Genomic DNA, 21,915 nt, shown 5'->3' with positions numbered 1-21,915 from the left:
TTATTTTTAAATATGGGAAAAAACAACTCCGAAACCCGACGGATTCAGCCAATTCTTTGGATTTCCACGTTATATTTTGCAATGGGAGTGCCCTTTGTAACCATTAATGCGGTTTCAGGAATCATGTATAAAGATATGGGTGTTTCGGATTCGCAGATCACATTCTGGACTGCCCTTATCATGTTCTCCTGGACGCTAAAACCTCTTTGGAGCCCGTTTCTGGAGATCTATAAAACAAAAAAATTCTTCGTTGTTTTTACTCAGTTTGCGATAGGAATTCTGTTTGCATTAGTAGCTTTAAGTCTGCCCATGCATGATTTTTTCAAATACAGTATTGCGCTTTTTGCAGTAGTGGCATTTTGTGGAGCTACCCATGATGTGGTAGCAGACGGAACGTATATTGGCTTTCTTACCAATAAAGAGCAGGCAAAATATATCGGCTGGCAGGGGGCTTTTTACAACCTGGCGAAAATTATCAGCAGTGGTGCACTCGTTTATTTTGCTGGTGTTTTAGAAAAGACAAAAGGCGTTACCCATGCGTGGATGATCATTATGGTGATTTATGCATTACTGTTTTTTGTGTTGGCTATTTACCACTATTTTATTCTGCCAAAAGAAAATAAAGAAGAGAAGAAAGACGAGAAAACAGCCGGTAACGTTCGTCAAGAACTCTTGGAAGTGATTACCTCTTTTTTCACCAAAAAGAAAATTTTATGGTGTATCCTCTTCATTATTCTGTATCGTTTTGCAGAAGGATTTGCCATCAAAATTGCTCCTTTATTTTTTAAAGCTCCAAGAACGTCAGGAGGATTGGGACTATCCACTTCAGATATCGGACTTATTTATGGAACATACGGCTCCGCAGCATTCATCTTAGGTTCCGTATTGGCAGGATATTTTATCTCAGCCCGTGGATTGAAAAGATCTTTGATATGGCTGTGCTGTGCATTCAATATTCCCTTTGTGGTGTATGCATTATTAGCGCATTATCAGCCGGATACTCTTTTGCCTGTAGGAATTGCTGTAGTAGTAGAATATTTCGGATATGGATTTGGTTTTGTAGGGTTAATGCTCTACATGATGCAGCAGATTGCACCCGGAAAACACAAAACGGCCCATTACGCATTTGCAACAGGAATTATGAATCTTGGCGTAATGATTCCCGGAATGTTTAGTGGAATGATCAGTGACTGGGTAGGATACAAAATATTCTTTATCTGGGTATTAATCGCTACCATTCCTGCATTTTTGGTCACTTTATTTGTCCCTTTCCCTCATCCGGAAAATCAGAAAGAACAACAAATCAATTCATAATAATTAAAAATAAAAAGTAAAAAATACTTTATGACAGCTCAATCAGTAATGATCCCTTGGCAGGATCGCCCGGAAGATTGCAATGATATTATGTGGAGGTTTTCCGAAAACCCGATCATTAACAGATACGCGATACCAACATCCAACAGTATATTCAACAGTGCCGTGATCCCTTTCGAGGACGGATTTGCCGGAGTCTTCCGTTGTGACAACAAGGCAGTGCAGATGAATATTTTTGCTGGTTTCAGTAAAGACGGAATCAATTGGGACATCAATCACGACCCTATTGAAATGCAGGCAGGAAATACGGATATGATTGAATCCGATTACAAATACGATCCCCGTGTAACATTTATAGAAGACCGTTACTGGATCACTTGGTGCAACGGATACAATGGTCCTACTATCGGAATTGGGTATACTTTTGATTTTAAAGAATTTTTTCAGTGTGAGAATGCCTTTCTTCCATTCAACAGAAACGGAGTCTTGTTCCCTGAAAAAATCAATGGTAAATATGCCATGTTGAGCCGTCCGAGTGATAACGGACATACGCCTTTCGGTGATATTTATATCAGCTATAGCCCTGATATGAAATACTGGGGTGAACACCGTTGCGTGATGAAAGTAACGCCTTTCGAAGATAGTGCATGGCAGTGTACAAAAATTGGAGGAGGGCCGGTTCCGATCAAAACAGAAGAAGGATGGCTGCTTTTCTATCACGGAGTGATCAATACATGCAGAGGATTCAGGTATTCAATGGGAGCAGCTTTGCTAGACCTTGAAGATCCTACAAAAGTATTGTACAGAACGAAACCTTATCTGTTGGCGCCAGCAGAATTGTATGAACTGACAGGAGATGTGCCGAATGTGGTTTTCCCTTGTGCAGCATTAACTGAAGGAGACAAAGTAACAGTATATTATGGGGCTGCTGACACCGTAGTTGCGATTGCCTTTGGATATATTTCAGAAATCATTGATTTTATGAAAAAGAATTCAATTTAATACCGTAATATAAAGTTTAGGAAAATAGGTTAATCATCTTAATTTTCCCTTTTATTGGGAATTTTATAATGGTTTTCCTATTTTTAAACAAAAAAATCTCCGATACTTCTCTTATCATGAAAAAAGAACTGTTAATCTGCTTTTTTACCACCCTGATTTCTGTAGTCAATGCCCAGCAGAATAAAAACGATGTTTTATCCTGGGTAGATCCATTCATAGGCACAGGAGGACATGGGCATACATTTCCGGGGGCAACCACACCATTCGGGATGATACAGCTGAGCCCGGATCAGAATACAAAAAGCGGCGAATGGGACTGGTGTTCAGGATATCACTACAGCAGCAAAACGATCATGGGATTTAGCCATAACCATCTGAGTGGAACAGGATGGGCAGACCTTGGAGATATTCTGGTAATGCCTACTGTAGGACAGGTAAAAATGGTTCCGGGATCTGAAGAAAACCCTGAGACAGGCTACCGTTCAAAATTTACCCATGATAAAGAAATAGCGTCTCCTGGATATTATTCCGTTATGCTGGACAGTTATGGAATCAAAGCAGAGCTTACTGCTTCCCCAAGAGTCGGATTTCATAAATATACTTTCCCGAAAAGTAGTGAAGCCAATATCATTATTGATCCTACCAATAAAATCTTCGGAAATATCTACCATACTTTAGTAAGTGTGGAAGGCAATAATAAAATCAAAGGGTACTGCTACAGCAATGGCTGGGGAGGTAAACGATTTGCTTACTTCGTAATGGAGTTTTCCAAACCGTTTAAGTCTTACGGCGTGTATGCTGACGGAAAAATCAAAAATGATGAAAAAATTGCCCTTGCCAAAGATGCTAAAGCCTTTGTAAGATTTTCAACAGAAGATCAGGAAAGCATAGAAGTAAAAGTTTCTTTATCTCCGGTAAGTACAGAAAATGCACAGGAAAATTTCGATACAGAAGTAACAAATGTTGACTTTGCCAAAGCAAAAGAAACCGCACAAAAGATCTGGAGAGACCTGATTGGAAGATTCCAGGTGACAGGAGGAACTGATAGCCAGAGAAAAATTTTCTATACCGGTGTTTACCATACATTCATTGCTCCAAACCTTTACATGGATGTGAATGGAGACTATGTTGCCGCTCAGGAAAACATGAATACCAAATGGTTTACCAACTACAGTACTTATTCTTACTGGGACGGATTCAGAGCGACACATCCTCTGTTGACTATTATGGATCAAAAACATACAAAAGAATTTGCTAACTCTTTGATCAGTAGATATACAGATCGTAAAGATCACATGCCAATCTGGGAGCTTTGCGGATATGATAATTTCTGTATGTTAGGCTATCACAGTGCTTCGGTAATCTGGGATGCCATTTCAAAAGGAGTTCCGGGTATTGATGCTGAAAAAGCATTTGCTGCGATGAAAGATGCTTCTTTAACAGATAAAATGAGCAGCAGCGATGGTGGTGGAGGTCTTAATGATTATATCAAGTTAGGCTACACTCCATCAGAAAACGGAGCTTCAGTTTCCGCAACACTGGAATACTCCTATGATGACTGGTGTATTCAACAACTTGCAGAAAAATTAGGAAAAAAAGAAGAATCAGAAGTGTATAAAAAACGTTCTATGAACTTCCTGAATACCTTCAATAAAGAAAATAATCACTTCTGGCCAAGACAGAAAGACGGAAAATTCTTAGCAGATTTTACCCTTAACGACTGGAAAAAATTGCAACCACACTGGGTTTCCGGAAACATCTGGGCTTATGACTTCTTTGTTCCTCATCAGATTGATGAAATGATGAATCTGTATGGAGGGAAAAAAGGATTTGAAGAAAAACTGGATAAAACCTTTACAGAAGCACTTCATATGGAAGGGGAGCAGCATGTAGATATCTCAGGATTCATTGGATCTTTAGGATTTGGTGACGAACCGGGTCATCATGTTCCATACCTGTACAACTACGCAGGAAGTCCTTATAAGACTCAGAAAATGGTAAAATACATCCGTGACAATATGTATGCCGCTAAACCGGATGGAATCGTTAACAACGAAGATTGTGGTCAAATGTCAGCATGGTATATCTTCTCATCATTAGGATTCTATCCTGTGACACCAGGGAAACCTGTGTATGCCATCGGTGCACCACAATTCCCGAAAGCATCATTAAAGCTGGAAAATGGAAAAACATTTACGGTAATTGCAGACAAAATATCTGACAAAAATATCTATGTAAAGAAAATGTTCCTGAACGGAAAAGAGTACAAAAGTTGGGAACTGAACCACAGCGATATCATGAACGGAGGCGAACTGAGATTCGTAATGGGAAGCAAACCTGTAAAATAAGACTAATAAAAATAAAATAAACGAAACAAAAGTATCAATGGAAAGGAGAAATTTTATTAAAACAAGTGCACTGGCAGGAGCCGGATTGCTGTTTACTCAAAATGTTTTTGCTAAAAATTTAGTGTTGGACGATTTTCCTGTTGTCCGCGTTCCTAAAGATAAAAGACATTTTACCAGCGAATCCGTAGAAAGTGCTATTGCCGCGTTTAAAAAGAAAGTAAAAAACAAAGAACTGAGCTGGCTTTTTGAAAACTGCTTCCCGAATACATTAGATACAACTGTTTACTATACAGAAACCGGCGGAACACCGGATACCTATGTGATCACTGGGGATATTGATGCCATGTGGCTTCGTGACAGTTCCGCACAGGTTTTCCCTTATCTGCAGTTCTCTAAAAAAGATGAAAAATTACATAAGCTGATCTCAGGAGTAATCCACAAACAGACTAATTTCATCCTTAAAGATCCTTATGCGAATGCTTTCTACAATGATGATCAGAAGATCAGTAAATGGAAAGAGTATGACCACACCGATATGAAGCCGGGAACCCATGAAAGAAAATGGGAAATTGATTCGCTTTGTTATCCTATCCGTCTGGCCTACCACTTCTGGAAAACCACAGGAGATACAAAACCTTTTGATGCGAACTGGTTGAAAGGAATTAAACTTACCCTGCAGACTTTTACAGAACAACAGAGAAAACATGATCTGGGACCTTATAAATTCGAGCGTACTACAGCTTGGGCTACAGACGGAGTTCCTATGGGAGGATATGGTTATCCAACAAAACCTGTAGGATTGATCAGCTCTATGTTCCGTCCAAGTGATGATGCTACTATTTATGGATTCCTGATCCCTTCTAACTTATTTGCTGTGGTAAGCTTACGTCAGGCTGCGGAAATGGTTTCACAAATTAAAAATGAAAAAACATTGGCTCAACAACTGAACAGCCTTGCTGATGAGGTAGATGCAGCCATCAAGAAATACGGAATTTACAATCATCCTGAATTTGGAAAAATATATGCTTTTGAAGTGAATGGCTTCGGAAGTTATAACCTGATGGATGATGCGAACTGTCCAAGTTTGTTAGGATTACCTTATCTGGATGCGGTGAAAGCTGATGACCCTGTATATTTGAATACAAGAAAATTTGTGTGGTCAGAAAATAACCCGTTCTTCTTCAAAGGTAAGCTGGCAGAGGGAATAGGAGGTCCACATATCGGACTTGACATGATCTGGCCAATGAGTATCATAATGAAGGCACTCACTACCAAAGACAAAAGTGAGATCAGATGGTGTATAGATACCTTACAGAAAACGCACGGAGGAACAGGCTTTATGCATGAATCCTTCCATAAAGACGACTCCAAAAAGTTCACCAGAGAATGGTTTGCATGGGCAAATACTTTATTTGGAGAATTGTTATGGAAAACCTTTAACGAAAACCCAGAGCTACTGACATAGCCCACCCTTTTATATCGCTTATTCATCTGAGATTCCTTTCCGAAAAAGAAGGTGTCAGGGGAATGCTATATAAAATTCACACACCAAAACACCTTAAAAAAATTATACAATGAAAAAAAAATCCATCTTTACCGTACTGATTGCCATGATGCTTCAGTCTGGTTCTCTGATTAATGCACAGCAGCTTAATCCTACCGGAATTTGCTATGTGGAAGTGAATAACAACAACCTCCTGAATGCAGGAGCGTACAAACTGCAGACATCGAACAGCTACCTGTTTAATGTGGTGAATATTTTTGCGGCTAATATTAATTATGATACCAGCCGTGGTAGAGCTTATCTGTATTCCAATAATAATGTGACGAAGGTTCTTACTAATGCAGATACTTACATAAAGCCACTTCAGCAAAAAGGGATGAAAGTAGTACTGACTATTTTAGGGAATCACCAAGGAGCAGGGATCTGTAATTTTCCTACCCGTGAAGCTGCAAAAGACTTTGCATTACAGTTGGCTAATACAGTGAATACCTACGGTCTTGATGGAATTGATTTTGATGATGAATACTCAGAATATGGGAACAACGGAACAGGACAGCCCAATGACAGCTCTTTTGTAATGCTTGTTCAGGAGCTTAGAGCATTGTTGCCGAATAAGATTATCTCATTCTATTATTATGGTCCTGCCGCTTCAAGACTATCCTGGAATGGAGCAAGAGTAGGAGATAACGTTAATTACAGCTGGAATGCCATGTACGGAACATTCTCTGCTCCGAATGTACCACCTCTTACCAAAGCACAAATCTCTCCTGCAGCCGTTTGGATGGGAAATACTTCCAATTCTACAACAACAAGTCTAGCCACCCAAACTAAAAATGGAGGTTACGGAGTATTCATGTGGTATGATTTACATGGAACTAATGAAGCATCACAGCTTTCAGCAGGAACTCAGACTTTATACGGAGAACCAACTGTTCTAAGCGGTACTTTACAATCCTGGACACAAGGAACCAATTGTGATGCACCTATCGGATTATACACAAGTAATCTTACAGGAACAAGTGCAAAACTGAACTGGTCTGCCGTAGGAACCAATACTTATGATATTGATTATAAACCTGCTTCTTCAACAACCTGGACGAACGCAGTGTCTGCAACAAGTTCTACTTCTGTAACCATTTCCGGATTAACAGCCAATACTGAATATGACTGGAGAATAAGAACCAACTGCAGCGTGAAAAGCGCCTATATGTTTGCCCCAAGATTTACAAGCACTTCAGGAACAACGCCTACGGGTTCTTATGCTCTGTCTTTGGATGGAAGCACTGAATCAGGAGCTGCCGGAAGTCTGAATCTAAGCGGTTCTGCACTATCTTTTGAAGGATGGATCAAACCTTCGTCATTCAAATCTGCGTCTCCATATATTTCCTCTATTATGGGAACAGAAGTAAGTGACAGCAATTCCGCATTCTTACGATTAGGAGATGCAGGTCTGGCGAATAATAAACTTCAGTTTGTGGTAAGTATTAATAACGTTCAGCAAAAACTGGCTTCTGCAACAGCTCTGAATGCCAACACCTGGTATCATGTAGCAGCTACTTACGATGGATCCAATATGAAAATTTACATCAATGGAGTTCTGGATGCCACCAAAGCACAAACCGGAAGTCTGAATTCCACAGGTGCATTCAACGTAGGATATTTATACAACACATCAAGAAATTTCAATGGAAAAATAGATGAGGTAAGAGTTTGGAAGCGTGCATTGAGTCAGACAGAAATCAGCCAGAATATGTGTAATGTATCTGTTCCGGCAACTTCATTGGCTGCCTATTGGAAGTTTAACGAAGGAAGTGGTTCTACCGTTCAGGATACTTCAGGAAACGGAGTGACTTTAACGTTAACGGGTGTTGATTCGTCTAATTGGGGAACAGATGTACCATGTACAACAGGAAGTTCAGCATTAGCAAGAACTGCAGGCCAAAAGGCGATCAATGTGGGAGAAACAAGCATTAAAAATCAAATAAAACTATACCCTAATCCGGTAAGCAAATCTTCATCATTGACAGTTTCTGTTCCGGATGAATACAGTAAAGGAAAACTAACGGTTTATGATTTTAACGGAAGAATTGTAGACACAAAATCACTGAACTCCGGAGACAATCAATACGAATTGAGCAGAATTTCAGCAGGAAATTATATCATCCAGTTTGAATCTCATAATGGAAACCTGAAACAATCTGAAAAACTAATTGTAAAATAACAAACCCAGTCATTGGGCTTCGGCCCAATGATTTTTCTACTACAAAAATTGATATACTATGAGAAAAAAATCCTTTTTTATTCCCTTAATGGCTCTGATGTTTCAATCAGCTCCTGCACTCAAAGCACAGCAGCTTAATCCTATGGGAGTCTGCTATGTGGAAGTGAACAACAACAATATGCTGAACGCAGGTTCCTATACTCTGCAGAATACGAACAAACAGCTTTTTGATGTTGCTATTATTTTTGCAGCGAATATCAACTATGATGTTTCTAAAAGCCGTGCTTATATCTCAAACAATAATAACGTTACCAAAGTTCTGAATGATGTTAATACCTATGTAAAACCCTTACAGCAAAAAGGGATAAAAGTATTACTGGATCTTTTAGGAAACCACCAGGGAGCAGGAATTTCTAATTTTCCTAACCGCGAAGCTGCTAAAGATTTCGCTCTACAGGTTGCTCATACTGTTTACACTTACGGTCTGGATGGAGTAGACCTTGATGACGAATATGCAGGATACGGAAATAACGGAACAGGACAGCCTAATAACAGTTCTTTTGTAATGCTTTTGCAGGAATTGAAAGCGGCAATGCCGGATAAACTGATTACATTCTACTACTATGGTCCGGCTACAACCAGACAAACTTATAATGGAGATTTAGCAGGAAATTATATCAATTATACATGGAATGCCATGTACAGTACCTACAATGCTCCTGTTGTTCCTCCCCTTGATAAATCCAAAATCTCTGCAGCTGCAACCTGGATACAAAACTCGAATCCAAGCTCAACATCTGCAACTACACTGGCAAGCTTAGCGACCAGCACAAAAAATGATCAATATGGTGTGTTTATGTGGTATGATCTTGCAGGAACTAATGTTGCCAGCTATCTGAGTACTGGATCTAATATCCTTTACAATGAAAATACACTCTTAAGCGGTCAATTATATTCATGGTCTCAGGGACAAACCTGTGATCCGCCACTAGGGCTTGATATTTCCAATGTCACAGGAACTTCAGCGCAACTGAACTGGACTTCCAATGCGTCCCAGTCTTACAATATTGATTATAAACCAGCTAATTCAACGGTGTGGACAAACGTTGCCAATAACTATTCAGGAAATAATATTGTCATCAACAACCTTACCCTGAATACCAATTACGATTGGAGAATCCAGTCTAACTGCTCACCAACATTAACAAGTACTTATATTTTTGCACCAAGGTTTAACTCCGGAAGTGGCTGCACTACGCCATCAGGATTGACTTCCGGAAGTTTCCTTGGTAATACGGCTCAGCTATCATGGGATGCCGGAAATGCAACTTCATATACCCTACAGTATAAAACTGCTGCTGCCACAACCTGGACTGAAATCCAGAATGTTAGCACCAATTCTTATTCATTACAAAATCTTACCCCTAATACATCCTATGTGTGGAAGGTACAGGCCTCATGTGCAGGAGGAACTACAAGCACTTATTCAGGAGAAGGATCATTCAACAGTGGTTTCGCCCCGGTTACAAGTCCGGGTGCAAGATCTCTTGCTTTCAACGGAAGTACCAATTATCTTAATGCAGGGCAATTTAATTTAAGTGGAAATGCGGTGAGCTTTGAAGGATGGGTAAAAGTAAATTCATTTAAATCTGCTTTCCCTTACATCTCATCAGTAATGGGCGTTGAAGTAGGAGATAACAACTCGGCAATGCTTCGTTTCGGAGATGGAAACTTAGCGAATAATAAACTTCAGTTTATTTTGAGTTTCGGTTCATCACAAGTGAAATTGAATACGAATACAGCATTCAACACCAATACATGGTACCATATCGCAGCCACTTATGATGGTGCAGCCATGAAAATTTATGTGAATGGTAATCTTGATGCCAGTTTTGCAGTGACGGGCAACTTTACCGCAAACGGAATCCTTTATCTGGGAAGAAACTACGACAATTCCCGAACAATCAATGGTTTCTTGGATGAATTCAGAGTTTGGAAAAAAGCGTTAACTCCACAGGAAATTTTAAGTAATAGCTGTAATGTTCCTGCCAATTCTACAGGTCTTGAAGCCAACTGGAAAATGGATGAAGGAAGTGGTTCAGGTGCATTGGATGCTACAGCTAACACTCATTTTGCAACCCTGATCAGTATGACAGATGCCAACTGGAGAACAGACGTTGCCTGTGCTTCATCTCTTGCCGTGAAAGATATCGAATCCATAAAAGAGAACAGTGCAGTTTATCCAAATCCTGTGAAACGTGGAAATGACATTCATTTTGCCATCAGTGATAATTCGGCAATTGAAGTGGCATTGTATGATGCCTCAGGAAAATTGTTCAAAAAACAGAATATTAATCAAAATAATAACGCAGTGAATACACAGGATTTAATCAGTGGTACTTATATTTACAAGATTACATCCGCCAACAGTAAAGTACTATCAACCGGTAAAATCATTGTGAAGTAAAATTCAGATAATGAAATAGTTATCGAAATTAATGAAATAAAGTCTGAAATACAAAGCAGACAGACAGGAGCTCACTTCTGTTTGTCTGTTTTTTCAGTCACAGGGATGTCTTGAATTTAAAATAAAAAAATAATGCAGAATATAGTAGGAATCGATATTGGAGGGTCACACATCACGTTGGCTCAGGTAGATCCGGAAAAACGTGAAATCATTTCATCAACCTATGTAAGAGAACATGTAGATGCTTTCGAAAATAAAGAAGTTATTTTCAGTGCCTGGGTTTCCGCCATTGAAAAAGTGGCTCATGATCTGGTAAAAGAAGACCTTTTAATCGGTATCGCAATGCCTGGCCCTTTCGATTATGAAAATGGAATATCACTAATGCAGCAGGGTAAATTCATTGATATCTATCAGATAAATATTAAAGAAGAGCTTGCAAAAAGATTAGAAATTTCTCAGGAGCAGATTCACTTTGTAAATGATGCTGCAGCCTTTATGGAAGGAGAAGTATTCGGAGGATGTGCCCAAGGTTTCAACAGTGCTTTTGGAGTGACTCTTGGAACAGGATTGGGAACTACTTTCTTCAATGGAGAATTTGCTACCGATGAAGACTTATGGGATTCTCCCTTCAGAGATTCTATCAGTGAAGACTATCTCGCGACACGCTGGTTTGTGAATCATTATAAAGAGCTCACAGGAGAAGAAATCTCCGGAACCAAAGATTTGCTGGATAAACCCAAAGAAATACAAACCCAAATGTTTGATGCATATGCAGACACTTTCTCAGAATTTATCGTGAAATATGTAGCTCATTACAAACCGGAAGTTTTAGTTATAGGAGGAAATATTGCCAAGGCTTATCCTTATTTTGAACAAAGATTTATTCAAAATTTAACAAAGAATAATATTAACTTGCAGGTTAAGATTTCCGCCATTTTTGAAGATGCGGCCATTCTTGGAGCTGCCAGCTATGCATTAAAAAAGCGTATATAAATTAACAAAACGAAAAGATACAATGAAGTTTATATTTTCTACTTGCTTACTGTTATTACAGGCCTGGGCTCTAGGTCAGAATGTATCTCCCGTAGACTATGTGAATCCTTTGATGGGAACCCAATCCAAACCGTCATTATCCAATGGGAATACTTATCCGGCTGTCGGACTTCCTTGGGGAATGAATATCTGGACACCCCAGACCGGTAAAATGGGTGACGGATGGGCATATACCTATGATGCAGATAAAATAAAAGGATTTAAACAAACCCACCAGCCATCTCCCTGGATGAACGATTATGGCGCTTTTGCCATCATGCCGGGAGTAGGAAAAGTAAAGTTTAAAGAAGATGAAAGAGCAAGCTGGTTCAGCCATAAAGCTGAGGTTACCACACCTTATTTCTATAGTGTTTATCTTGCTGACATCAATGTTACTACAGAATTTACCCCTACTGAAAGAGCCTCTTATTTTAAATTTGATTTTCCAAAAACAGACAGCGCTTACGTAGTGGTTGATGCTTTGAATAAAGGCTCTTATATCAAGATTTTACCGAAAGAAAGAAAAATTCTGGGTTATACAACGAGATATTCTACCGGGAAATATGAGAACTTTAAAAACTACTTTGTCATTCAGTTTGATAAAGATTTTGAACTGACAAAAACATGGAAAGACGATAAACTGGTGAATGATCAGTTAGAAATTACCAGTGATCACACCGGAGCTGTAGTAGGATTTAAACTTAAAAATAAAGAAACGGTTTATGCAAAAGTAGCCTCTTCATTCATCAGCTTTGAACAGGCAGAACTGAATCTTAAAAGAGAAATCGGAAACAGAAATTTTGAACAGGTAAAAGCCGATGCTAAAAATATCTGGAATAAAACATTAGGAAAAATAGACGTAAAAGGAGGAACAGATCAGCAGATGAGAACCTTTTATTCCTCTTTGTACAGAACTTTATTTTTCCCACAAAAGTTATATGAAATAGATGCTCAGAACAAAATAAAACACTGGAGTCCTTACAACGGAAAAATTGTTGACGGAAGAATGTTTGCCGGAACCGGATTCTGGGATACTTTCCGCGCTCTATATCCTTTCCTGAACCTTGTTTACCCAAGCATTAATGTAGAAATGCAGGAAGGACTGGCCAATGCTTACAAAGAAGGAGGTTTCTTACCAGAGTGGAGCAGTCCGGGATATTCTGATATCATGATTGGAAACAATTCTGCATCCGTAGTAGCAGATGCTTACATCAAGGGACTTCGTGGATATGACACGGAAGCGCTTTGGCAGGCAGTAAAGCATGGTGCGAATAATGAAGGACCTATAGAAGCGGTAGGCCGTGCAGGTGTAGAATATTACAATAGATTAGGCTATGTACCTTACGATGTAAAGATCAATGAAAATGCTGCCAGAACATTGGAGTATGCTTATGACGATTTTTCGATTTATCAGTTAGGAAAAGCACTTGGAAAACCTGCTTCTGAGATTGATATCTATAAGAAAAGAGCCTATAATTACAAAAATGTATTTGATAAGGAAACAGGCTTAATGCGTGGTAAAAATAAAGACGGTAATTTCCAGAAACCTTTCAATCCTTTCAAATGGGGAGATGCTTTCACGGAAGGAAACAGCTGGCATTACACATGGTCGGTTTTCCAGGACATTGATGGACTGGCAGAACTGATGGGTGGGAAAAAGAAATTTGAAGCCAAATTAGATGAGGTATTCTCATTGCCTCCGGTTTTTGATGACAGTTATTACGGCGGTGTGATCCACGAGATCAGAGAAATGCAGATCATGAATATGGGTCAGTATGCCCACGGAAACCAGCCTATCCAACATATGATCTATCTGTATAATTATGCAGGAGCACCTTATAAAACTCAATATTGGGCAAGACAGGTGATGAATAAGCTTTACCATGCAACTCCGGACGGATATTGCGGTGATGAAGATAACGGACAGACTTCTGCATGGTATATTTTCTCAGCTTTAGGCTTTTATCCGGTGACACCGGCAACGGATCAATACGTGTTGGGAGCACCATTATTTAAAGAAGCTACCATCATTTGGAAAATGGTAAGAAAATTGAAATAAAAGCTCCGGAAAACAACGCAGAAAATCTATATGTAAAATCATTGAATGTAAACCAACAGTCTTATTCCAAAAACTGGCTGAGTCATAAAGAACTGATGAAGGGGGCCGTTTTAGACTTTAAAATGGACGGCAAACCCAATAAAGAAAGAGGTTCACAGGAAAAAGACTTTCCTTATTCAATGTCAAAAGAAGAATCAAATAAATAATTTTTAAATTAAAAATATAGCTGTATGAGTACAGAAAAAAAAGAAATATTCGAGAGAGTAGAGAGCATGCTGAAAGGACAAGGTTTTAACATTGCAGCAAAAGATGATACAAGACCATGGGGAGGTTTCTTTGTGATTGATGAAACGCAGGCACAGGATTTTGCTAACCAATATTTCGATGGGATTGATGTAGACAACCTGAGAATAGGAGGGAAGCTAAGCCCGAAAATCCTTATCGTAGCTCCGGAAGCAAGATTAAGCTGGCAGTACCACCACAGAAGAGCCGAAATCTGGCAGGTAGTGGAAGGAACAGTAGGAATCAAAAGAAGCAATACCGATGAAGAAGGAGAGTTGGGAGAATACGGCCCGAAAGATCAGGTAAAACTTCAACAGGGTGAAAGACACAGATTAATTGGTCTTGCAGGCTGGGGAATTGTTGCTGAAATCTGGCAGCATACGGATGCATCCAATCCTTCAGATGAAGATGATATCGTAAGAGTACAGGATGACTTTGGAAGATAAATAAAAAGAATCGGCTTCAATATTGAAGCCGATTCTTTTTATTAATAAGGAAGCTTGAGGCTGGAAGGTGGAAGTTATTTGAGGGTTTCATAACTCTTGGATTTCCTCCGTTATGAGTGGCAAATTTTACCTGCTTATGGTAAAATCAAACCTTATAGGTTTCTGAAACCTATAAGGTTTTTGTGTATTCAGCTATTATCCTCAATAAGATAAAACTTTACTTGGTTGTGGGTACTTCCCAGCTTCATTCTTCCAGCTTTCAGCCTTAAAACGTCACATCCAGTCCCACATAGAAGTTGGCCTTCATAATCGGAGCGTATACCATTCCCCCGTCAAAATAGCTTCCGAAAGGATTTTTAAAATCAACAATCGCATTTTTCTGGTAGTAAGAAGTAAGGTTTTCTCCTCCTACATAAGCTCTGATCTTTTTATTGAAATTTCTTGAGATTTGAGCATTAAGAACCGCATAGGATTCTGAATAAGTTGGCAGCTGAAACTCTGCCGGATTCGTTGATGTATCAGGAAGTCTTTGTTTTCCAACCCAGTTTAAAGTCGTATCAAAACTCCAGAACCCTCCTTTATCTGTTTTATTGGTTGAATAGGCCAAGTTCACAAATCCTCTGTGCTTCGCCATAAAAGGAACTTCTCTTCTTCCACCGATATAATCAGCCTGCACATCATAATATTTATAAGCAAGTCTTACCTCAAGATTTTTTACAGGCACGAAATCCCATTGGGTCTGGAATGAATTCGCAAATGATTTTCCATCCAGATTATAGAATGTCAGCTGTTGAGGAGATTTATCCAAATCTACCAATACCTGATCCTGGAAATCTGTTCTGAAGAAGTCAGCAACAATACTTGATTTTCTTCCGAACAACTTAAATTCCTGCTGTAAACTCGCTCCATAATTCCATGCAATTTCAGGTCTTAATCCATAAATATTTCCTCCGTTGGGTAAAATATTAATAGCTCTGTTCGATGCGAAATACTGCTGGCTTTCCGCAAATACATTCGCCGTTCTGAATCCTCTTCCCGCAGAAAGTCTTAAAATTGTCTGTGGGGTGAAATCATACTTGAAATTAAGTCTTGGTGTAAACTGAGTTCCTGCCAGATTATGAAAATCTACTCTTGAACCTGCTACTAAAGTATATTTTAAACCTGTTAAAGTATATTCAGCAAAAATTCCCGGTACAATTTCATTTCTTCTGATATCATTCAGTAAATACGTTTCTTTATATCCGTCATATAAGAAACTTGCTCCAGCCTTATACTTGTGGTTGGTATTTCCGATGATGCTTTCAAAAATTAAGTTTGAATAATACGTATGCTGTTGTCCCGCATAATTTCTCAATCCAAAGAAACTATCCTGTTGGTGATACACATACTGGTTCATCCAGCCAATACTCTGGTAAGGTTTTCCCTTGAAAACATAACCGGTTTTATTCCAAACCTGAAATCTTGAGATGTCAATTCCTACCCCATAAAAAGGCTGCTTATCCTGACCCAGTTTTTTATCAAAACCAATCTGTCCGGCAGTTCTTTCATCTCTGATAAAATTAATCCCGAAATGAGATCCAAATCCTGACTTTTCAAGGTCGTTATAATTCAACAAATAAGCTGCATTGATCTGCGTTCCTTTTGGTCTGTCCAAAAAACCATCATGATTCATATCCGTATTTCCAAACGTTCCGTTTCCGTGAAGAAGGAAAGTCTGTGACCATTTATCGTTGATTGGAGAAACATTGGTGATATTGATTTCTGCTCTTCCATTGAAATCAGAAAAAAGATTCAGTGATGTTTCTGGAGTCTTCGCATTCTTCAAAAGCTCAGTGTTAATCTGTCCTGTGATACTTTCATAACCGTTTGTTACGGTACTTCCTCCTTTGGTAAGCTGAATACTTTCAATCCATCTTCCTGGAATAAAATTTAATCCATAGGCAGAAGCCAATCCTCTGATTTCAGGTAATTGTTCCTTCGTTAAGCTGGTATATTTTTGATCCAAACCAAGCATTTTCAGCTGTTTTGTTCCTGTAACCGCATTGCTGAAAGAAACATCTACCGTTGCATTGGTTTCGAAACTTTCAGACAGATTACAGCAAGCTGCCTTTAACAGCTCTTTTTTATCAATATTAAAAACAAGTCCGGCTTCTTTCTTACTTAAAGCGGTTGCTGCCTTAGAACCTGTTACGACAACTCCGTCTATGCTTTTTTCATGCTGAGAATGATCTTCCTGAGCTGAAGTTGCTGCAGTGTCTTTATGATCATTATGCTTTGTCGCTTCTTCGTAATGTACTTTTGGATTGGGTTCACCAAAAGTAAAGTCTCTGTCATATAGGCAACATCCCGGAAGTCCGTTGTATACAGCATCTGTTGCTTTATATTTTTCATTATCATGACCGGCATCAGCAATTGCCTTTAAAATCTTGTCTGATGAGGTTTTTGATAGGTCAAAATTTAACGTAACCGTTTGTTTCTCCGCATTCCATTCTGCAGTATTGGCTCCGGCATCTTTTGAGGCTTTTTCAATTCTGGCTTTACAAGAAGCACAGTTTCCTCTTACATAGAATTCATTCTCTTTTTTAGCGGAAACATTAGCATCTGCATGATGTTCCTGATGTGTTTCTGCACTAGTAGAAAGTTGTGGATCTCTATCATAATGACAACACCCCGGAAGACCTTCATAGGTTGTATCAGACGCTTTGAACTTTTCGTTATCATGGCCAGCTTCAGCTACCTTTTTCAGTATGTCATCGGTAGAAACCTTGTCTGTTTCTAGAGTTAACGTTTGAAGATCAATGGAGTAAACTGCTGTTTTCGCGCCAGCTTTTTTAGCGGCACTTTCAATTCTTGTTTTGCACATTTCACAGTTCCCTTTTACCTTGAACTGATTTTTTGAATGGGTTTGAGCAGATATAAATTGTGTAAATAGGAATAATGCACCAAGTATCAACCTGGAAATATGTAATTTCATTTTGTTTAAAAGTTTAAATTAATTAAAAAACAGTTCACTATAGTACATAATGAACCCTTGATATTTTAATTAACCTATCTTAGGCGGCTGCCAGATTTCCTTTAAACGGTCTGAAAGATAAGGATCTGAATACTGAAACTGAGGATTCTTATTCGCTTTGTAATAAGACAGTTCCAAACGTAAATTTTTTGAGAAAGGGGTTTCAATAAAAGTATAGCATGCAACACATGATGAGCAGCAGTCATCATTACATGATTTTTTGTTATCATGTTGGCTGTCTTTTTTTGAAGAATGATTTTTACAGCAGTCCATTTTTTTGGAAGACTCTGCCTTACAGCATGTTTCCTGCATCCCTTGCGCATAGAAATTGTCCTTGGGAATCAGAAAGACTCCCAGGCAAAACACTATTGCAAGTAGGTGAAACAGCTTCATTTCTGCAAAAATACAAAATTTATGGCAAAGGATCACCAACTTTTAGTGAGCAGCTGTGCCAAGGTTCACCATGTGCCGGGTTTAGTTTTGGTTTTTCTCCCATCGCCAGATTCTGTGCAGCGGGTGCAGGAGCAGGGCTTGGAGTGGACTGAACTGCATTTTGTGCTGGTTGTGGTGCAGGAGCGGGCTTGCTGCTTAAGGGCTGCCCTACGGGAATATCACATCGGTGTCCGGGCTGTCCGTGCGGAGGATTCATTCCCGGAGCGGTTTTTGCCTGCTTCCCGTTGTTATCAAGGGTGATTTTTCCTGGTGATACTGCATTAGGATCAATCTGGATGGTATTACCTCCGTTCACGTTTACATTTTGTGTTGTGGGTGCAGCTGCAGGTTGACCATTTAAAGGTTGTCCTACAGGAATATCGCATCGGTGTCCCGGCTGACCGTGTGGAGGGTTCATTCCTGGAGCGGTGGCTATAGGAGCAGGAGCCGCATTGGACTGTATGCCTGCCTGATCCATCAGAGCCGTTTTTGAGGTAGTATTTAGTGCTACGTTAGGTTGGCCAGCATTGGTTTCTTCTTTTAAATAAGTAGCTCTTTCATCCTTTTTACAAGATGTGGCAAGTAATGATACAGCGATCAAACCTATAAATGTATTCTTCATATCCATGGGTATGAAACAAAATTAGCAAAACATTTTCAATTGTTTTGCTAATTTTATACTTATAATTTGATTTTTGGATTAATTTTTCACCAAAAGTCTAAATCCTTCTCCGTGAACGTTGATAATTTCCAATCCTTCGTCATCTTTTAATAATTTACGAAGCTTTGCAATATAAACGTCCATACTTCTTGCGGTAAAATAATTTTCTTTCTTCCAGATCTTTCTTAAAGCAAGATCTCTCGGCATAAAATCATTTCTGTGGATGCAAAGAAGTTTTAATAATTCATTTTCTTTAGGAGAAAGCTTGTATTCTTTATCACCTACTTTCAGCTGTCTCAACATAGAGTCGAAGAAAATATTACTGATTTTGAACTGCTCCTGCTCTTCGTTTTCCAATGTGGAACTTCTTTGAAGAATTGCTTTTATTTTGTATAAAAGAAGCTCAGTATCAAATGGTTTTGTAATATAATCATCCGCACCCAGCTGATACCCTTTCAGGATATCCTCTCTCATGTTTCTTGCAGTAAGGAAAATGATAGGTGTATTTTTATCAATCTTTTTTACATCTTCTGCTAATGAAAATCCGTCTTTTTTAGGCATCATTACGTCAAATATGCAGATGTCGAATTCATTTTCTGTAAATTCTTTTAGTCCCTGCTCCCCATCAGTAGCAAGAGTTACTTCAAAATTATTGATGGTTAAATAATCTTTAAGCACTGCCCCGAAACTCTGATCGTCCTCTACTAATAATATTCTGTTGCTCATAACTTTTAATAATTAATAATTAACATTTAAGAATGAACTTCCTCACTCTATCTTCTATATTTTGATATTTGGTTAAATTTTTTATAATTGATGAATGATAGTTGATTTGAAAGACATCTTTTTATCGTTTATCATCTATCATTGATTTTCTATCCCATCGGTAATTTTATCGTGAACATACTTCCTTTTCCTTTATGAGAATCTACGATAATCTGTCCTTTGTGCAGTTCTACAATTTTCTTAACGTAGGAAAGACCTAATCCCTGCCCTTTTACGTTATGGATATTTCCGGTTTCTTCTCTAAAGAATTTTTCGAAAATTTTGGTTTTATTTTGGGCATCCATCCCCATTCCCTTGTCGGAAATCTCAATCACATACCAGTTTCCTTCATTTCTTGTTTCCACATGTATTTCCGGTGCTTCAGGAGAATATTTGTTGGCATTATCCAGTAGATTGACCAGCATATTGGAGATGTGGAATTCGTCTATTTTAAAATTATAATGGGTTGCATTAAATTTCTGAGTAAGAGAGCCATTTCTTTGCTGTACAATCAGATTGAAAGATTCTGTAGTTTTTTTGATCAATTCCCTTACGTTGGTTTCTCTTAAGAATAATTCCACTTCATTTCTTTCAAGCTTGGACATATTAAGCACATTTTCTACCTGCTTTTTCATCCTTAAGTTCTCCTGCTTAATCAGTTCTGAGTAATATTTTACCTTATCCGGATTGGTTGCAATTTTGTCATTGGCCAATGAATCCGTTGCTACAGAAATGGTTGCCAGTGGTGTTTTAAATTCATGGGACATATTGTTGATGAAGTCTGTTTTTACTTCAGCAAGTTTTTTCTGTCTCATCATATAATTGATGGAAATAATATAAATTCCAAGAATGGTAAGGAGAGAGAGGAATGTTCCTAAAAGCATTGGCCAGTTGTTCATTGCCAGAGAATATTCTTTTTTAGGGAATACCAATGCAAGGCTGTATAATGTATTTTTCTTATCTGCAAAAAGAGGAAAGCTGTAGGTATTGCTGTCTTTCTTTTCTTTGTAAGCCTTATTGGCGATGCTTGTAAGCTTATTATTGCGGTCGAGAACTCCATATCCGAACTTGGCCGTAATACCTCTTATTTTAAGTTCTTTGGCGATAACAGAGTCAAGCGTTTTTGGATCCACTCTTTTGGTGATAGGAAGATTATTTCCATAAACTTTCACAAATTCTTTCATGGAGTAATCTCCTGTTTCAATCTCCTGATTGATATCTGTTGTAAGAAGTTCGCGATTGGTAGTATCTCTTTTTATTTTGTAGGCCGCTTCGTCTGTATACAAAGTTGTCAGCTTGATAGAATCTCCTTTTTGAGAAATCGGAAGCTGTGTTTTTTCAATAATATTTTTAGAATAAATAATCTGTCTCTGAGTACCGGAGTCTTCTACCTGCTGAATCGTAGTTAAAGACGGCTGTTTGCTGTTCGCAAGAATATTCTTTCTGAAATCTTTATAATCCTGATTCAGATATTTGTCCGCTTCAATCTCTTCAATACTTTTTGAAGTACTTTCCAAAACCGCATATACTTTATTTGAAAAATCCTGTTCCAGTACGCCGTAATAGCCTTTCAACCAATAAAATTGGAGCGTTACAAAGACAATCAGTGAGATTGTCATAAACACTGAAATTATTGGGATGAATTTGTTATTCATTATTTAATTATATAGGTTTTGGAAAAATGAATGTTAAAATTAATTGTTTTAAGACTACATAAACAAAAAACGAGCCAAAAAATTGTTTTTTTTCTCTTAAAAGAGTGTTTTTTAACAATTATTTATGAATTATCCTCTCCTTGTCATACGAAAAGTCCCTTTGAATGAAATAAAGTGCTAACTTTATTAAAAATAATTATTTATGGAATCGAACTTCATTTTCAACAAAGATTTTGACGCAGCCAGTACGTATGTCATGAAGATATATAAAGCTGACGTTTCTACAGTATGGAATTATTTTACCCAATCCGAATTATTAGACCAGTGGTGGGCGCCAAAACCCTGGAAATGCGAAACGGTAAGTCAGGATTTTGAAGAAGGAGGATTTTGGTTCTATGCAATGGTGGGCCCCAGTGGTGAAAAAGGATATTCAAAATTTGAATACGGGGAAATTATGGAACACAGAAGCCTGGACTGGCTGAGTGCTTTTTCTGATGAAAAAGGAAATATCAACGAAGATTTTCCAAGGTCAAAATGGCTGATCGGTTTTACCGGAGTAGAAGAAGGTACGAAACTGACCATTAATATTCATTATCACTCTCAGGAAATGATGAAAAAAATTATGGAAATGGGTTTTGAAGGTGGCTTTACGATAGGACTTAACCAGCTGGAGGAAATCATTGGATAAATTTCAAATTATAAAATAAATGATCA

Annotated in this window: 14 protein-coding genes and 1 pseudogene; 10 read left to right on the top strand and 5 right to left on the bottom strand. The window is 38.4% G+C overall.

The features are described from left to right. The first annotated feature begins 12 nt into the window (after nt 1–12). The 9 genes and pseudogenes from BOQ62_RS08520 (at nt 13) to BOQ62_RS08480 (ending at nt 14,675) form a co-directional block, all read left to right on the top strand. Nucleotides 13–1,314 (top strand): MFS transporter, encoded by a 1,302-nt coding sequence (locus BOQ62_RS08520; protein ID WP_129038664.1) that lies wholly within the window; start codon nt 13–15, stop codon nt 1,312–1,314. Between the two features lie 30 nt (nt 1,315–1,344). Continuing rightward, the gene (locus BOQ62_RS08515; protein ID WP_129038662.1) at nt 1,345–2,316 is read left to right on the top strand and encodes a glycoside hydrolase family 130 protein; all 972 of its coding nucleotides are present in this window, start codon (nt 1,345–1,347) and stop codon (nt 2,314–2,316) included. Between the two features lie 116 nt (nt 2,317–2,432). Next, on the top strand, nt 2,433–4,664 hold the full coding sequence (locus tag BOQ62_RS08510; protein WP_129038660.1) for a GH92 family glycosyl hydrolase: 2,232 nt from the start codon (nt 2,433–2,435) through the stop codon (nt 4,662–4,664). A 37-nt stretch (nt 4,665–4,701) separates the two neighbouring features. Next, a complete protein-coding gene (locus BOQ62_RS08505; RefSeq protein WP_129038658.1) occupies nt 4,702–6,129 on the top strand; it encodes a glycoside hydrolase family 125 protein in 1,428 nt (475 codons plus the stop codon). 109 nt (nt 6,130–6,238) lie between these two features. Further along, the gene (locus BOQ62_RS08500; protein ID WP_129038656.1) at nt 6,239–8,389 is read left to right on the top strand and encodes an endo-beta-N-acetylglucosaminidase H; all 2,151 of its coding nucleotides are present in this window, start codon (nt 6,239–6,241) and stop codon (nt 8,387–8,389) included. A gap of 58 nt (nt 8,390–8,447) precedes the next feature. Beyond that, complete coding sequence (locus BOQ62_RS08495; protein ID WP_129038655.1) at nt 8,448–10,856, top strand: endo-beta-N-acetylglucosaminidase H; 2,409 nt, start codon at nt 8,448–8,450, stop codon at nt 10,854–10,856. Between the two features lie 132 nt (nt 10,857–10,988). Then, on the top strand, nt 10,989–11,849 hold the full coding sequence (locus BOQ62_RS08490) for an ROK family protein (RefSeq protein WP_129038653.1): 861 nt from the start codon (nt 10,989–10,991) through the stop codon (nt 11,847–11,849). 22 nt (nt 11,850–11,871) lie between these two features. Then, a pseudogene (locus BOQ62_RS08485) lies at nt 11,872–14,153 on the top strand (GH92 family glycosyl hydrolase). A gap of 24 nt (nt 14,154–14,177) precedes the next feature. Beyond that, nucleotides 14,178–14,675, top strand: coding sequence for a phosphoheptose isomerase (locus BOQ62_RS08480; RefSeq protein ID WP_129038651.1), 498 nt, complete (start codon nt 14,178–14,180; stop codon nt 14,673–14,675). Nucleotides 14,676–14,940: 265 nt separating this feature from the next. On the opposite strand, the gene BOQ62_RS08475 is transcribed toward BOQ62_RS08480, so the two are convergent. From BOQ62_RS08475 to BOQ62_RS08455, 5 genes are all read right to left on the bottom strand, one after another. Beyond that, complete coding sequence (locus BOQ62_RS08475) at nt 14,941–17,649, bottom strand: TonB-dependent receptor domain-containing protein (RefSeq protein ID WP_129038650.1); 2,709 nt, start codon at nt 17,647–17,649, stop codon at nt 14,941–14,943. Between the two features lie 69 nt (nt 17,650–17,718). Continuing rightward, a complete protein-coding gene (locus BOQ62_RS08470; protein ID WP_228413838.1) occupies nt 17,719–18,081 on the bottom strand; it encodes a hypothetical protein in 363 nt (120 codons plus the stop codon). A gap of 19 nt (nt 18,082–18,100) precedes the next feature. Next, entirely contained in the window at nt 18,101–18,742 is a 642-nt protein-coding gene (locus tag BOQ62_RS08465) for a hypothetical protein (RefSeq protein ID WP_228413836.1), read from the bottom strand. Between the two features lie 78 nt (nt 18,743–18,820). Beyond that, complete coding sequence (locus BOQ62_RS08460) at nt 18,821–19,507, bottom strand: response regulator transcription factor (RefSeq protein WP_002982671.1); 687 nt, start codon at nt 19,505–19,507, stop codon at nt 18,821–18,823. Nucleotides 19,508–19,656: 149 nt separating this feature from the next. Next, nucleotides 19,657–21,201, bottom strand: a complete 1,545-nt coding sequence (locus tag BOQ62_RS08455; protein ID WP_129038646.1) for a sensor histidine kinase — start codon at nt 21,199–21,201, stop codon at nt 19,657–19,659. Nucleotides 21,202–21,403: 202 nt separating this feature from the next. On the opposite strand from BOQ62_RS08455, the gene BOQ62_RS08450 reads away from it, so the two are divergent. Further along, nucleotides 21,404–21,889 (top strand): SRPBCC domain-containing protein, encoded by a 486-nt coding sequence (locus tag BOQ62_RS08450; RefSeq protein WP_129038644.1) that lies wholly within the window; start codon nt 21,404–21,406, stop codon nt 21,887–21,889. Nucleotides 21,890–21,915 lie beyond the last annotated feature (26 nt).

Origin of the sequence: Chryseobacterium sp. CH21 (assembly GCF_004119445.1) — a bacterium.
Lineage (GTDB): Bacteria > Bacteroidota > Bacteroidia > Flavobacteriales > Weeksellaceae > Chryseobacterium.
This window is presented reverse-complemented; position numbering and strand designations above follow the sequence as displayed.